The organism is Paenibacillus spongiae (genome assembly GCF_024734895.1).
GTDB lineage: Bacteria > Bacillota > Bacilli > Paenibacillales > Paenibacillaceae > Paenibacillus_Z > Paenibacillus_Z spongiae.
Genome location: NZ_CP091430.1, coordinates 1,117,963 through 1,132,580, shown reverse-complemented (window position 1 = coordinate 1,132,580; position 14,618 = coordinate 1,117,963). Strand labels below are relative to the sequence as shown.

The 14,618-nt window shown below is 48.9% G+C and carries 22 protein-coding genes; all 22 read right to left on the bottom strand.

Annotated features, from left to right (window positions below; genetic code table 11):
- Positions 1–5 precede the first annotated feature (5 nt).
- Positions 6–860 (bottom strand): hypothetical protein, encoded by an 855-nt coding sequence (locus L1F29_RS05055; protein WP_258387275.1) that lies wholly within the window; start codon positions 858–860, stop codon positions 6–8.
- 91 nt (positions 861–951) lie between these two features.
- Positions 952–2,688, bottom strand: coding sequence for a portal protein (locus tag L1F29_RS05050; protein WP_258387274.1), 1,737 nt, complete (start codon positions 2,686–2,688; stop codon positions 952–954).
- A 29-nt stretch (positions 2,689–2,717) separates the two neighbouring features.
- Positions 2,718–4,538 carry a glycoside hydrolase family protein gene (locus L1F29_RS05045; RefSeq protein ID WP_258387273.1) on the bottom strand — a complete coding sequence of 607 codons (1,821 nt, stop codon included), beginning with the start codon at positions 4,536–4,538 and terminating at the stop codon, positions 2,718–2,720.
- A gap of 12 nt (positions 4,539–4,550) precedes the next feature.
- Positions 4,551–5,939 (bottom strand): terminase large subunit domain-containing protein, encoded by a 1,389-nt coding sequence (locus L1F29_RS05040; protein WP_258387272.1) that lies wholly within the window; start codon positions 5,937–5,939, stop codon positions 4,551–4,553.
- The gene (locus tag L1F29_RS05035) at positions 5,927–6,346 is read right to left on the bottom strand and encodes a helix-turn-helix domain-containing protein (RefSeq protein ID WP_258387271.1); all 420 of its coding nucleotides are present in this window, start codon (positions 6,344–6,346) and stop codon (positions 5,927–5,929) included. Before L1F29_RS05035 ends, L1F29_RS05040 begins: the two co-directional genes overlap by 13 nt.
- Positions 6,347–6,357: 11 nt before the next feature.
- A complete protein-coding gene (locus L1F29_RS05030) occupies positions 6,358–6,588 on the bottom strand; it encodes a hypothetical protein (RefSeq protein WP_258387270.1) in 231 nt (76 codons plus the stop codon).
- A gap of 107 nt (positions 6,589–6,695) precedes the next feature.
- Positions 6,696–6,950: a hypothetical protein gene (locus L1F29_RS05025; protein WP_258387269.1), complete on the bottom strand. Its 255-nt coding sequence runs from the start codon at positions 6,948–6,950 to the stop codon at positions 6,696–6,698.
- A 4-nt stretch (positions 6,951–6,954) separates the two neighbouring features.
- Positions 6,955–7,113 carry a hypothetical protein gene (locus L1F29_RS05020; RefSeq protein WP_258387268.1) on the bottom strand — a complete coding sequence of 53 codons (159 nt, stop codon included), beginning with the start codon at positions 7,111–7,113 and terminating at the stop codon, positions 6,955–6,957.
- Positions 7,114–7,699: 586 nt separating this feature from the next.
- The gene (locus L1F29_RS05015; RefSeq protein WP_258387267.1) at positions 7,700–8,122 is read right to left on the bottom strand and encodes a sigma factor-like helix-turn-helix DNA-binding protein; all 423 of its coding nucleotides are present in this window, start codon (positions 8,120–8,122) and stop codon (positions 7,700–7,702) included.
- A 15-nt stretch (positions 8,123–8,137) separates the two neighbouring features.
- Complete coding sequence (locus L1F29_RS05010) at positions 8,138–8,299, bottom strand: LytTR family transcriptional regulator DNA-binding domain-containing protein (protein WP_258387266.1); 162 nt, start codon at positions 8,297–8,299, stop codon at positions 8,138–8,140.
- Between the two features lie 27 nt (positions 8,300–8,326).
- A complete protein-coding gene (locus L1F29_RS05005) occupies positions 8,327–9,415 on the bottom strand; it encodes a coiled-coil domain-containing protein (RefSeq protein WP_258387265.1) in 1,089 nt (362 codons plus the stop codon).
- Between the two features lie 241 nt (positions 9,416–9,656).
- Positions 9,657–9,806, bottom strand: a complete 150-nt coding sequence (locus L1F29_RS05000; RefSeq protein WP_258387264.1) for a hypothetical protein — start codon at positions 9,804–9,806, stop codon at positions 9,657–9,659.
- A 14-nt stretch (positions 9,807–9,820) separates the two neighbouring features.
- On the bottom strand, positions 9,821–10,243 hold the full coding sequence (locus tag L1F29_RS04995) for a RusA family crossover junction endodeoxyribonuclease (protein ID WP_258387263.1): 423 nt from the start codon (positions 10,241–10,243) through the stop codon (positions 9,821–9,823).
- The gene (locus L1F29_RS04990) at positions 10,243–10,794 is read right to left on the bottom strand and encodes an HNH endonuclease (RefSeq protein ID WP_258387262.1); all 552 of its coding nucleotides are present in this window, start codon (positions 10,792–10,794) and stop codon (positions 10,243–10,245) included. The genes L1F29_RS04995 and L1F29_RS04990 overlap by 1 nt, the downstream gene beginning before the upstream one ends.
- Positions 10,795–11,014: 220 nt before the next feature.
- Complete coding sequence (locus L1F29_RS04985) at positions 11,015–11,392, bottom strand: BC1872 family protein (protein ID WP_258387261.1); 378 nt, start codon at positions 11,390–11,392, stop codon at positions 11,015–11,017.
- A gap of 3 nt (positions 11,393–11,395) precedes the next feature.
- Positions 11,396–11,824: a YopX family protein gene (locus L1F29_RS04980; protein WP_258387260.1), complete on the bottom strand. Its 429-nt coding sequence runs from the start codon at positions 11,822–11,824 to the stop codon at positions 11,396–11,398.
- A 47-nt stretch (positions 11,825–11,871) separates the two neighbouring features.
- Positions 11,872–12,024 (bottom strand): hypothetical protein, encoded by a 153-nt coding sequence (locus L1F29_RS04975; protein ID WP_258387259.1) that lies wholly within the window; start codon positions 12,022–12,024, stop codon positions 11,872–11,874.
- 3 nt (positions 12,025–12,027) lie between these two features.
- Positions 12,028–12,258 (bottom strand): hypothetical protein, encoded by a 231-nt coding sequence (locus L1F29_RS04970; protein ID WP_258387258.1) that lies wholly within the window; start codon positions 12,256–12,258, stop codon positions 12,028–12,030.
- Entirely contained in the window at positions 12,255–12,377 is a 123-nt protein-coding gene (locus L1F29_RS04965; protein WP_258387257.1) for a hypothetical protein, read from the bottom strand. Before L1F29_RS04965 ends, L1F29_RS04970 begins: the two co-directional genes overlap by 4 nt.
- Positions 12,378–12,543: 166 nt before the next feature.
- A complete protein-coding gene (locus tag L1F29_RS04960; RefSeq protein WP_258387256.1) occupies positions 12,544–13,440 on the bottom strand; it encodes a DnaA ATPase domain-containing protein in 897 nt (298 codons plus the stop codon).
- Positions 13,325–14,179 carry a conserved phage C-terminal domain-containing protein gene (locus L1F29_RS04955; protein WP_258387255.1) on the bottom strand — a complete coding sequence of 285 codons (855 nt, stop codon included), beginning with the start codon at positions 14,177–14,179 and terminating at the stop codon, positions 13,325–13,327. The genes L1F29_RS04960 and L1F29_RS04955 overlap by 116 nt, the downstream gene beginning before the upstream one ends.
- A gap of 119 nt (positions 14,180–14,298) precedes the next feature.
- Complete coding sequence (locus tag L1F29_RS04950) at positions 14,299–14,505, bottom strand: hypothetical protein (RefSeq protein ID WP_258387254.1); 207 nt, start codon at positions 14,503–14,505, stop codon at positions 14,299–14,301.
- Positions 14,506–14,618 lie beyond the last annotated feature (113 nt).

Sequence of the window (14,618 nt, the reverse complement as noted above, 5' to 3'; positions counted from 1 at the left end):
TCTCCTTAAGATAAAGTGATGCGTTCTCCCCGTCTCACCCGTTCAGAAATCGCCTGAATTTCCGCGTCTGACATGTTGGCCGGGTCAAACTGCACGTTATTAGGTTGATCAGTGCTTGGAAGGACCTGTTTTCCGTCTCTTCCCGTGACTCTTGCTAGAACTTCCTGTTCTTTCTGGCGGAATATCGTTTCTTTGTTTGCCAATTCGTACGCATGAACGGGCTTATAACCCATTCCCACTAGCTCCTGCATCTCCGGGGTGAACCATTCCGGCGCCTTGCCTTCGTTGAAAGCTTGTGAGCTCTCAGAAAGGGCTGGATACGACTCGTAAAGTGCACCCCAGTCCTTCTGGCGCTGTTGCTGCAGCTGCTGTTCGCTTTGCTGTTGCCGGAACGTCTTTACTTCATTCCGTAGCTGGCTCAACTCGTCATTGACCGGCGCGAAATACTGCGCGTACGTTTCAGGATCAATGCCCATGCGGTCAGCTTCCTGATCAATCCATTTCTGTTGTTCGTAAGCATCAAGGGCTCTTGTGTACTCTTCGACTGTAGCAAAGCCGGATATTTTTGCCTGCTTCTCCAGATAGGAGAGTTTACCTTGCACTTCCTGATCCCACTTGGTTCGCTCCTCGGCCAGACGTTTATCCGTCTGTTCCTTCAATCGCTGCGCAAACGATTGTTGTTGGTCGATCTCTCCAGTGGGCTTTACATCTTCTGCAGCCGGTGTAGGGGCGTTCCCATCACCCGAAGGCTCTTGGCCTTCTGTCACAACGCTAGACGGCTCAGACGTCGTTTCTGCGGCCTCGGGAGCACTTCCGGCCCCGATATCGCCTTCTTGCTCGTAAAACGGATATAAACGCATGAATAATCCTCCTTGTGTGGTGGGCGCAAACCCACACGCTCAACGCCCGTATTTTCTTACCGTATATAGGAAATAGGCCCCCAAAGTCTCATTAGGAGCCAGTTTTAAGTGCTGCGATCTGCAGCTTGGTGTTGTTATCCATTTCCTTCAAAAGTGCTTGTTGCTGGAACTTGTTCATCTCTTGCTGCTCAGCCTGCGCCTGTTGCTCCTGCTGCTGAATCATCTGCTGTTCCATCGCCGCTTGTTCGGCCATTGGGTCAGGCGGCTGTGCGGCCATTGCGGCCTGCTGTTTCTGCATGTCCTCTTGCTCTCGAAGATAAGCGACCACTTTTTCTTTATTAGGTAGTCCATCAAGCATTTCTACATACATACTCGCCGGTAAAATACCTTGCTGGAACAAATCGGCACCGAGTTGATGAATATACGCCTTGCTCGTCGGTGTTGAAGCACCTGCGCTTACCTGTACATCGAGGTCAATCTCCGCGTACTTCGCGCCAATGAACGGTTGAAACTGGTAACCACCATTTTCGTCAGTGATGCGGATATACCGTTCTTCGGTATAATTTTCCTTCACAAGCTCGATTATCAGCTCATATACGTCTTTGATGGCGTGATGCAGGTTCGTCGCGATCCCCTTGATCGGGATGCTACCTTGCTCCACGAGCATTTGAATAGCTGCTGCCGCCGTAACACCGCCCGGAGTTTCGCCTGTGTTAGCATCGTATACCCCGGACATACGTTCGATGAACTCTTGGAACTTCTCGATGATATTAGGCACGTCAGCGCTGATCTGAGGCGGTTGAAACCAATCCATGACCTTTGCGCCGCTCTTCAGCCCACGGGCCAGCTGAGTGACCCCCGGCTTCGCTGTGAAGGTGTCTGGATTAATGCCGCTGGTATCGTCAATGAGCAGAATCGGATTTGCGGTGAGCATGGTGTTCCGCGTGAACATCTCAATAAATTTGTTAAGTATTTCTTGGTTGTCGATGATGTTGCGCGGCTCTCCGATCCCTGTGAGGCTCTTACGCTTCTTCTTGGGCACGAATGCAACAAACGGATACCGCCCGTGTTTGTACACTTCGGGAATCCGCTTGAGAACTTTACCGCCGGCGGCGTATATGACGTTGATCGTGCCTTTCTCCTTGTACCAATACTCGTAAAGCATGACACGATTATTCGCTTGATTGTCGCTAGGACGATCGTAAATCTCGGTTTGAAACGACTGTTCGGCATCCACCTTCACGCCGAACTTTTCTTCTACCCATTCAACCGTCTTTGGTACGGCGTAAATGATATAGCGGCAATCCTCCACCTTATGAGCCTGCGGATCGTGGTAGATATTCGCCGGATCTGGCGCTTCGACACATACATCACCCTTCCACACCGTACTTTTCGGTGGGTATTCGTCTGGCCTGTATTTGCCACCACTCTTACTGTTATCCCAGTAGACTTTAAACCACCCGATCCCGAGCAGCAGACCGGTAGGAACAACTTCTGTAATCGTTTCATCCAGCCCCACACGCTCCGCAATGACGTCCGTTACCTGGGTAAATAGCTTCGCGACCTCTTCATCACCCTGTGCCGTGGGAAGAATAAGACCCCGGGGCCGATTATTGGTCAGCTGCGGGGTCTTTTGATCGACGACATAGGCGACATAGTTCACGACCGGATTCGGCATCCATGAGGGCCGCTGCGTGTTCCACTGTTTGGCGAGATAGAATTCATCGTATTTCCGCCACAGGGCGTGATCCTCACTCAAAGCGCTGAGTGATGCCCGAAAACCAGTTTCGATGAGTTTGAACTGTGATTTGTCGTCTAATTCAGGCAATGTGTCACCTCCTTGATGAACATAAGCATCTACAACCTTCTGGCGACGACATCGTCAAATTGAGCTGCAACGGCCGAAGCTTGGAGCCCTACATGCGTTGAACCTGATTGATTCAAAGTCTCAGTAACTTCTCCGACATATTCTCCATTTATAAAAGCTGTAATCTTATCGCCTCTGCATTCGACCTCTATGCGATCACCATTCGCAACTTTTTTGTTTGTTGTAAGAAGCACAGTTGCGGTTCCAGTGACTACCTTCCTAATGATGAGTGGTTGTCCGTTTGCCATCGCTCCGACTCCGAGGTAGTTATTATCCGTTGTATTGAATCTCACCAAGAGCCAAGCTTGCGTACTGAAATTCTTAATATCAGCAGCAATAGCATGATCTGAGACTCCTGAATCACGGATAGCCCTATTGTTCCCGGCAACTGCAGGGGACGCCATGCCGCCAGCTATAGCAAAGGTGCCAACGTTATTGACCCATCCTGCACCGAGTCCCGTGGCATCGTCTGCTCTGTTAAATGTATCCCCGAATACAAATGGGTCATATTGATTCAGAGCTGACATTAGATTTAAGTTCTTTTCTTTCTTGAAGCTGAGCGTTTTATCCTCAAGGTAAACCCTTGTATATCCAATCTTCCAGCCGAATGAGCCTTGCGCGGAATACCATAGTGCAAATTCTAACCCGCCGTTTGTAATCATAGGGAGGCAGCACGATTTGTACATTCCATTCTGCCAGCTGCCCGTTCCAGTTCCCTTTAGTATCGGGAATGATGTTCTCTCCCAATTGATACCGTTTGTCGACTTGGCAAGGTGTAGATTTCCTGATGCTCCATCTGTCAAATTGTCCTGAATCGTCATGAAATACGTGCCACTGTAGTATTGAACATCAATATGCCAAATTTGACGGCCTGCATCAGGCGTGATGTCCGTTTCCACTGCGTCTGACCATGGTCCGAATAGTGATTTTGATCTTCTCATGAAGATTTTTTTCGGGCTCGCCAATAATTCAACGTACCACATAATGAATTGATTGCCGTCCCATGCAAATCCGGGTGAAATCGGTCTTGATACTACTGGATTATTTGCTAATATCAACTGTTTCGGGGACCAATTAACCCCATCCGTAGATGACCTCACATAAAGTCGTTCGTTACCCACTGGATCCGGTCCGAATTGCCTGAAAATGAGATGTAGTGTGATTCCGTCAGGGTCTTTCAAAAATACCGTATCTGAGTTGTAACCGCCGACAGGAGCATACTCCAATGGATTAGATATTCCAGTTGGAACGATCCAATTAACCCCATCATTTGATGCAACAACCGAGGGATTTTCCGTCTGATTATCACTTTGCTTATAAGGCGTGAATGCCATCCAATAACGGTATCCATTCCAACCAAGCGGGTAATAGCTCACTGATGGGTGGACAGCTTCGTCACCTATATAAGTCGGAACATTCAAGAAATTATCCCCGAGCCTCGCTTTAGCTTGTTTGATGCTGACGTCCAGGATCCCCTCAGGATTTCCCACATTCATCAAAGAGACGACCCTATTCAAGTCTGTTTTGTAGCTAATTGCCTTCACAGTGATTTGTTGCGTCCCTGCGGCTGCCTGAATCGTGAATGAGTTATAATCCACATCACGTACCCACTCTTTACCTGGTGCGATGGTTTGATTGTTGTACGCGCCTACCGACAGGGTTACATTACTTACCCCATCATTCTTTACCTTGAGATGATTTTGAGGACTCTTAAACATCCATGTTGTGCTTGTCGTACTCGCTGTATCTACAAAGCCCGTCACACTCTCGCCATTATTAAATTCCCGTGCTTGCGCCGTAACTAATGGCACTTTCACCCCTCCTTAATAGTCCGACCAGTTCATAGGCCGTTCTTCTTCTCTTAGCGCCCATGGTAGGTGGTCTTGGGTGCTGGCGCGTGACGCTACATTGTCTATTGACTCGTATTCCCTCGGGTCCGGACAGCTCATCACGCCATATCGCAGCGTGTCGTAAGCATGGTCTTCTGCGTCTGTATCGACGTCCTCAACGTGTGTTTGATGTAGCGGCAGAGACGGCATCGTTCGAATGAGGTTCCGGCAATTCTCAAACACTCTCAACCGGCTGTATTTCCTGCCTTTGTTGTCTTCTAGCACCTTGAGCCATGCGTGTACGCGATCCTTGCCATTGATCCGATTCTTACTGGCTTGATCGCAATAGACGCCAATGTCTGAGTACGTGTCTGCGATACTCTCGCCGTGCTGGTTTGGTATCCAACATGCGGAGTCGAGCACCGTGTATTGGATGCGCTCGCCATCGCTGAGCTCTTTGATGAGCTTTGCCTGATCTGTGGCATCCAGGCCGGCTTTATATGCCTCTCGGTAAACGTATATGTGATGGTCCTGATCCATTGCGAACCATAAACAACAAAAAGGAGCCGACCGACCGTAGTCAATGGCTCTGAATCTCTTCCATGTGTCCGGTATTTGAAACGGCTTCACGATGTGGATTTCCTTATCCCATTCACTGAACGCCATGCCATCGAACGAATCCCAATTTCCATCTAGAAGCTGCCGCCTAAGCGCTTCAGGTAAGTTCTCTAGACGTTGCAAGTAGCCGGGGTCAGCTTCCATCAGCTTAGTATTGTCCTGCAGCTTAGCAGGGATAAAGCAGCGCGTACCTGGTGAAGGTTCATCAGCAGATGGTGTCGGTCTATGGATACGTTCGTATTCACCGATATCGATGAATCTTTCCTTTACCCATGCATGACCAACGCCACCGGGGTTAGTCGCCGCTTTGATCTGACGTTTAATGGCCGGGTTGGATCCACGGAGCCGCGATATCATGTAAGTGTATTGATGCAACGTGAAGTGCGTTAACTCGTCCCAATAGATAAAGTCGTATTCCGCACCCTGATAGTTGGCGACGTCAGACTCTCGTTTCATATATGCAAACTCAATCGTGCTACCGTTGATGAATGTCCAGCGCTTCTTGGCCTCATTGTACTTCCCGACTGATTGCGGGTAAATCGCCCGTGAACGCAAAATAAGCGAACGCTCCAGGTCAGGGAACGTACGCCGAAACATGATGATCTTGCAATTGGGATATTTGAGTGCATTTTTCAGAGCATCGTGTAACATAGCCTCTGACTTACCCCCACCGGCTGCGCCACCATACAGCACTTCATCGGCCGGGCAGGAGTGGAATAGTTGCTGTCGTTTCTGTGAGAGATAATCGAGTACTATTTGTTCCATTGGTCTTCACTCGCTACGTCAGGCATATTTAAAACGACATTAATGCCGCTGCCGCCAATATTCTGCGTGTTCTCGCCCTGCATGAGCGCCATCTTGTCGTACATGGTGCCGTAGAAGGTTGAAACTTGGTTGAGTGGTATTTCTCGGGCACCTTGCTTCGCTTCCTTGATCATCGAGTGACCAAGGTCAGCAGCGTCCACTAAACTAGCCCAAATTTTGTCGATCATTTGCTGCTTTTTATCCGTTCGTAATTGTTCGAACTCGTCCGGTTTTTCATCTCTGATCTTCATTACCGTGGATGGAGAAACCTTGAACTGCCTAGCAATTTCGCGTACGTTGTTGTTCGAAGCTAGAGCAGCCCGTATCTGTTCTTTTAGTTCATCAGGCGTTTGCTGCCCTCTAGCCATTGCTCCACCCCCTACCGTTTATTTTCCTGCAGTTCTCGATTGTATAAATTCGAATCATCATTATCGACCGGCTCATACACCGGAACCTCATCCGTCATCATCCTGTACTCAGTGAAGTCCCGCGCTTTGATCTTATCCGTCAGCGCATCAATCAGCCTGTCTCGTCGCTCGTCATGGATGTAATGCGAATACTCCCGGACGATGAATGCGGCCAATAACGCGATTATCGCGACAATGCTCACTCGTCATTCCCTCCTTCCCGAAAGTAAATCCATATTGCATACCGAAATAACAGATATAGCGGTATGGTGATGAGCCAGCTTTGTATGCAGTCTGATAGGCTCACATGTTATTCTGTCTCCGACATGCTGAAATTTTCTCCAGCACTTTCGTAGATTTCCACTATTTCATCAGCAGAAAAACTGTAATAAGCGTGAATGCCATATTTGTCACCGTTCGTATCCCAGCAGTCGAATGAATAATGTCGATGATCGTCGTCTCGATTGCTGATGCCTCTGATTTTCACTGTTCGCATCGTATTTTCGTAGTGTTCGTTCAATGCAGAGAATACCCTGTTATCTAGATCAGTGTAATCTGTCTCCATCTCGTCACTCCTCCATCCAATCTTTCATGACCATCATTTTTGCGTACTCGATTGTACCGAGTATCTCAGGAAAGCTCATTTCGTCCTCGTTGAGGAAATCAATCCTGCCTGTGACAACATCCACTTCAAGAACAATCCGTTTTTTCAGACTGACGTTTTCCATGGGTCACCTACAATTCAACGTAGTCGCGTTCTGTGATTCGAAGTTTACCCTCATCCACATAATACTTAGCGTCCGCAATGAACCTTGACCCGTCTTTTAGAAAGACATCGTACGACGCATCCCTACACCCATCGCCTGCACCCGATGTGTATTTCTCTATGGTGTATCCTTCATACTTTCTGTTTATCTCAGCGGCGATAATAGCGTCGATTGCTTGGCAATCCATCATCTCATCTCCCACAACGCAAAAGAGAGCCAATCGGCGGCTCCCATGCGGTCTGTAACTTGGATTTGAAAAATCGAATTTTTGGTACGTTTTAGACGTTGTGTAGCTCAGAAGGATCGTATATGTGATGCGCGGTTTACTCGCTCCTCAACAATTGGACCGCACTCGTCACCATGATAAGCACCGAGTTTGCTGACTATCTGTTAGTCACCCGAAGGTGCGATAGACTCGGTGCATCCCTCTCGGCCAAGGAACCTTGTGAACGCCGACCGCGCGAATAGCTATCAGCGCTCATCATCGATTCCCTATGTTAATATCTTAGCACTTGCCGTGTTGCATTTGCGTGCATAAATGCGGCATTTACGCGGTTTCGACGTGTTTCCAAGTCGGGTCAAACATATGATCAACGTTGTTGATCTCGCGTTCATCTGCGGATAACGGCTGGAGAGCGATTGTGAGCCGCCTGATTGCCTCTGTGTGCCATCGCGATACCGTCGTCCGGTCTTTGTGCAGGATGTCTGCGATCTCGCTCAGCGTCAGCGTATTGCGGTCCAGATACTTGCGGCTGATGACCGTCCGTTGATCATCGCTCAGCACATCCTCGACAGCGCCGGTAATCATGTTCACAATGCGGTGATATCGATCTTGATCCCATCCATTCAGATTGCGCCGGCGTTCACTGTACAGTACCGGGAGGCGTCCTTCTGGTTCGCCGCAGTTCTTGGCCGCATATCGGTAACTGCGATAGTTCTTCAGCAGCTCGGTTACTTGGTCGTGATTCATACCGTTCCCTCCTCACTAATGCGGTTCGATGTATTCGATCTCATCCACGTTGATCAGCACTTTATCAATTCGGATGAATTTGCTCTTGTTCAGCTTTTTCTCGACATCTTCTAGCGTGCCGTAATTCAGTCCGAATCTGAATTCCTTACCGCTTTTGAGTCTGATAATGAAATCCATTCCATATCCCCCGCAGGGAGGCAGCCGTTAGGCCGCCCCGTACTTCAATTTATTCAAATCGCTGACTACAACTTCCGACAGGTTAGTCAATGCATCTACTCGATTTTTCAGCGCTTCGAATTCCGCTCTTGTGACTGGCGTCTCCACCACCTCTGGTAAAGACTGCTCTCCACCACCGGGGTTGTTGTCGTTCGGTACTTCGGGCGAGCCGGGAAAAGTAACCTCCGGTGGATTTACTACCAGTGGAGGATCAGGTACAGGCGATGTTTCCACCGGTCCAGGATTGTTGGCTTCTTGTTCGGCACGAAATCGCTCGGCTTCTTCCGCCGACACCTCCAGGTACTTCCCTTTTTCTAGGAAGCTGAACTTGACGTTCTCACCAGTGAGCAGCTCCGCTTGTAAGAAGCGTCCGCTGTTATCGCCTTCCACTGCACGAATGCCCGTTACCTTGATCCGGGAATCGCGCCATTTCCGTTCAGCCTCTTCCTTCGCCTTTTGGATCTCTTCCTCGGAAATCGTCCTGATGGCGTTACGGGCGCCGTTGGCAATCTCGAGACGCAGCGTGTCAATGTGCGCTTGCTTCTCAGCCGTTAATGCACGCTCGGATTCCAATTCTCTCACGGCTGCATCACGCTTGGACGTGATGTCCTCGATCTCGGCTTGTTGTTGTTCAACGGTCCGCTTAAAGACCGCCAGTTCCTCGTACTGTGTATCTTTCGCTCGCTGGATCTCTTCACGTTCCGACTTCTCGTTCAACAGCTGTTCCCGCAGGCTGCTCTCAACAGTCGCGAATTCTCCGTTAACCTGCTCAACGTGATCACTCAGCGCGCCTTGCACCTGTATCCGGACCATCTGATAGGTTTCTTCGTCGATGAAGTATTCGCGGAGTGGCACGCCGCCGACTTGAATCGTGTCGAAAATGTAAGCCACTTTCTCCTGGGACTTGATGACTCGTTCTTCAGTGACGGCTTTCGTCTCGACTGCAGCTATTTGCACCTGAACGGCTTTGATTTTCTCATTCAGCCGGCTTACCTCGACTTGATCGACGCTGCTCTGCTCGAACAGCTGCGCTTTCTGTGCTTCCAGATCAGCCAATTGTGTTTGTAATTGGTACATGTTATCCCTCCGAATTTTGATATTTCCGAATATTCAATCATTTAACTCTAGAATACCATAATTTGTGGTATAAATCCACTATTTACGCCGTTTTACACAACATATTGTGTCCTTACTCCCGTTTGCTCAAATTGTACAATGCGATTCTGCCGGCTACCCAGATCGACACGACGACCCAGATTTGGATGATCTCTAATGCAGTTTGCCACACATTCAACCCTCCTTGTTATGTAAACCTTGTTCAGGCGCTCTGAGAGCCCGTTTTAGCGATTTGTTGCTTGATCCGCCGTAACTCATCTTTCAGCCTATCGCGGCCCGTACAATCGACGTTTATGAGCTCCAGACGCTGTTCTATTCGCTTCATCTCGGCTATGAGTTGTTCACGTGTCATGCCGTCACCTCCTCCTAGAATACTGGCGTAACTTCCATCTCGATCTTGCCGGTGTGTCCATATACCTTTTCAGCTGAGCAACGGGCAACCAGGTTATCATCCAGCCACACGATTTTGTTTGCTGCATCGAACAATCCTTTGAGTAAGTTATCGATGTCCGGTTTAACGGTGACGTGCTGCCCGATGTGCTCCGTCTTTTTCTTCTTTCCCCAGCTAGGCGGCACCGGAAGCGTGAACCGCACATTGACATCCACTGCGTAAGGTAGAGGCTCCTTGAACACCTGCCGTAGTTTCCACGCTGCCGCCTGCTTGTAGGTGAGGTAACGTTGGGCTGCCTCGCTCGTCCATTTCCCTTTACGCGTCATTCTGACGGCTCCCATAGGTGTCATCGACAGTTCTACTGTGTACACGGTTTTCATGAGCTCTGTAGCTTCCATTAGGCGATCGGCCTCCTTTTCGGTAAGGCTTCCTGTGAGAATGGCATTAATTCCGCCCTAGCCGCCTCGATTGCAGTCTTCGCTTCTTCCAAGTCATCGAAATATCCAATTCTTTTGTATTTCCCATTCAGCTTTACTCGCGCATCCCACTTCTTTTTCTCCTTATGCCAACTAACCCCACGCACACCACTCTTACTGTTCGATTGTGCACCTTGACGATTTTGTAAATTCTGAGCGATTGTAAGTAGACGGAGATTACATGATTGCCGGTTGTCTAAGGTGTTATGGTTAATGTGGTCAACAACTAAATGGGATGGAGCGTTTGTAACCCATCGGTGAAGCATTGCCGGTTTCCATTTATCACCAACCTTGTGCATCCCACCAACATAAAAATTTTTTACTTCTGAACTCCAATGGGCAAACCATGTGTTTGGAAACTCATTAACGCTTTGCAAGTCATCGGTGTCTATTAAAGTCTCTAAGACAGTACCGTCTTTTCGCCGTAGGAAAATCACTGTAATTGGTCCCCTTATTTCGTAATCGTTTTTCACGTTGATACCCTCCTTTTTGGCATCGTCATGTGCCCGGATTTGTTTTTTCTTCCTAGCGGCATTTTTGGTGGTCCATATCTCTCGATGAGCGCCAGCCTTTCGTGCTCGGGCAGCGTGTACGTCCGTTCAGTCCGTCTCGTACGCTCCGCCTCTGTCTCGGGTATCAGCGGTCTGTCACTAGCTACCGGCATAGGGGCTGCGGATTGTTTGCGGTAGTTGGTCACACAGATTCCTCCCCGTTAAGAGCAAATAATAGAGCTGCACGGCATATCGCAAGCGGTGCTGTCTTTCCGTACGCAATGTATTTATTCGCCTTCACAATCGCTTTATAAATGCTTTCTTCGTTCCATGGGAGTTTTATATCGTGCATTTTTGTGATTTGATGAGTCGGGAATCTCTCCAGCACTTCCCATGCTGCGGCTATGTCGGTAGAAGGTTGGAATCCGGGGTATGACGTTTGTTCCCAAGTACGAATGCTGTATGTGTCTACTAACCAGTAGCTTCCATCAGTATCCTTTGTCCACATCATCACTTTCTCCGCCACCAGCGCATCCAACTCACGCCCCGGCGTCATCGCCAGTATCTCTTCTCGGGTCATCGGTTATTGCTCCTCTCGAATGAGCTCTGGATTATTGTATATATTCCCGACTATCTCAAATCTGCAATTCCCGTCATCCTGGAGATACTGCCACAACGGGAATGCGTTATAGCGAATAAGCACGGTGTTAGTCTTCTCGACCCTGGCTTTGAAGAGAGCCTTACTGTCATCCCACCGAATGGAATAGGTCGCATGTTCTCCGACCGCTATATCCCCCTCGTAGACGTCCACCCCGTTACGATCCTTTAGGCCGGTGTATTGACCTACCGTTTCCGGCCTCACTGCATATGCGAAGGGCGCTCCTGCTGCATTAGAAATATAATGACCTGCTTTGTTTCCTGTTGACCTCAAGTCTTTTAATAAAATTGCAAGGTTTCCATGAAACCATCGACCTTGTAAATCCATGCCCCGAAACTTAATCTCTCTGCTCATTCTCTTTTCTACCTCCCTCATGGATTAAACCCTTATACGGCCTTGGATTATTCGGTCGTCCCGATGCCCTCCGGCCGTTTCTCGCATTCTTCGCATAACGGCGGATCGATCGGCAGACCCATGCAACCACACATCCATCCACTGCAGCAATATTCCGGTTCGTAATCCTCTATTTCAGCGTTGCACTCTATGCATTTCATCCCTCACGCCTCCTTCGCGATCATTTCGATCATTTCAGCTTGCCTCTCCAGCACTTTTATCCTCAGCGCTGTCAAATAATGCACCTGGTCAACAGCCTCTTGCATGGCATGGTCGATCAGCTCCAATTCAGTCCATGACGCCGGGTTGAGCGGCTCCGGATACTTCTGCCGGCCTTTCTCAATCTGCTGCTTCTGTACCTCTTGGAAATACGCGAGTGCCTTTCCGTAGATCATGCGACTTCCTCCGTCTCGCCCTGTTCATGCTGCGCTTCCCACTCGAATGCCTCCCGGCCGCGCCGGATAAACTCGTCGAAGTCTTGGTCAATCAGTTCGTAATCGTCGATTGGCTGCATTCCAACTCCTCCTTTATTTGCTGAGTTATTTCAATCTCTCGCGCATACTTTTTCTTGGATATCTCAAACGGCACACCGTCAATCCAGTCTTGCACCATCCCTCGCTGCGTTTGCCTTATCATGGCGAAGATCACGCCCTTTTGCTCAATCGTCATATCTGCTAACCTCACGCCGTCTCATCCTTCCGCATTCGTTGTATCGTCCTCCTGCGGTCGGTACCGATCATCTCGACCAGCTGGGCCTGTCCCATAATGCGGCTGGCGATCTTTCCGCCGTTCACTGGCAGTCGCTTTTCAATACGACCCGTTGCGTAATTGCTCGTTATGATCGTGATTTTCTTATCGTTGACTCGGGCGTCCAGGATGCTGAATAGCTTCCCTTCCGCCCATTCGGTGTATTGTGTGCTGAAAAGGTCATCGATCAGTAAGATTGGGATGGTATAATAACGCCGCAGAACGTCCTGTTCGCTTTCATCGCTGTCCCGGTTATAGGTGGATTTGATGTCCCCAAACAACTTTTCCTCGTTCACGTATATGGCCGGCAGTTTCCGGTTTGTCAGTGCATTTGCGATGCATTGCATCAGGTACGTTTTGCCGGTCCCGTATGCGCTAATTTCTTTCCCGGTCTTGTCGGCTAAATTCTGAGCGCGGACACTGTCGCCGTATATGTAAAGCCATGTTCCCCATTGCTGGTGCTTATCGATGGCTTTGATAAAGTCGACGGCGATTTCAAAGTTTGGACGGTTCTCGTCGTCGATCACGGCGTTCTTGAAAGTGTGCTCGCGCTCTTTGTCACTGAAGCCAGCCGCTGCGTTGTACTTCTCCAACTGCTTTTCAAAGTGGCAGGAGCAATTCTCGACATGGGCGACTTGATGCTTCACGGGTTGTCCTTTATAGGTGTAGTCCTCATCCTCCACCCATCGGAATGTGTTGATCGTGCCGGTGTCCTTACACTTGACGCATCCAAAAGTCTGCGCTGCTTGCTGCGTTGTGCTCGGCGTCTTTGTCCGCCAGTCTTCGATCTTCCTCAACATTACCCGCATTGCGTCGCCCATACTTTCCATCGCTTACACCACCTTTGATAACTGTTTTTTGGTTGAGATACTTTTCGAACTTGGTTCCAAATAGGGTATCAGGGCAGAGGTACTGCTCCATATCCGTACCAATCCATTCGGCACATTTCTTATCGATAACGGCTTTAAAGTCATCTATCCTGTAGCCGCTTGTCCATCTAGCGTTGATATGACGCTTTGTTGCTTCAGTTGATGCTCTGTATCGGGTCCCAACCTTTTCATTCAGGTAAGTTATGATTTCAGAAAAAGGAACAATATCTTTTATTTCTTCTACTTCTTGTTCTTCTTCTTGTTCTTTTTCTTTTTCTTCTTCTTCCCCCAAGTCTATGGATACCGTATCGATACTGTATTTGTACCGTTTGCAAAGCGTATAGAAGATCTCGATAAATGCTGGATTCTTCACGGTTTTAAGCTCTTTGACGATGCACGCTTTAACCTTCGGACTATTAATGCTGTTGTAGCGCAGCCAGTTTACAACGATGATCTCCTGGGTCTTTTCGTGGTACTTTATCTTGTTGTAATTCACAAACCGATCCAAAAGCTTATCTACCGTCTCCCGGTTATATCCCGTTTCCATCTCGATTACTCGCTTCGGAAGTTCATAAATCCCACACTGGGTTGTCTTGCTATTCGTCATTAGGTACAGATAGAAATACTTTTCTTCCGGCGTCAAACTTAGAACAAAGCCGTCTTGCCAGAATGTTGTTTGAACTTGTCGATATGTTGCCACCTCGTCCCCTCCCTATCTCCTCAATCTCACCCATGCCCATACGGCTGCTGGTAGCCAGCGTATACGGTCTGTCCAATGCATGGGCATGCGTTTTAGTGCGCCGGACTCGTTGGGATGTCTCATGCTGTCTCCTCCGTCTCAAAATCTAATAGTATCTGTACCGGTTCAATTCCGCCCCCAGCCTCACGTACATATCCTTTCTCGTACCAACTCAGCGGAACGGTTGTCCTGTACGCCTCATATACCGGTTGGCCGGCCACTCTATCGGGGTGCAGCGACTGGGTCAGTTCCGTCCATACCCAATGGGACTTCGTCTGCTTGAACATTTCTCCACTCCTGTCTGAATGTATTGGCGTAATGTTTGATCCATAATGCCGCTGGATAGCTCAGCGCGGTCACAAGGTACAGCGCGGACATGACCAGGACTAGTGTGTTATGC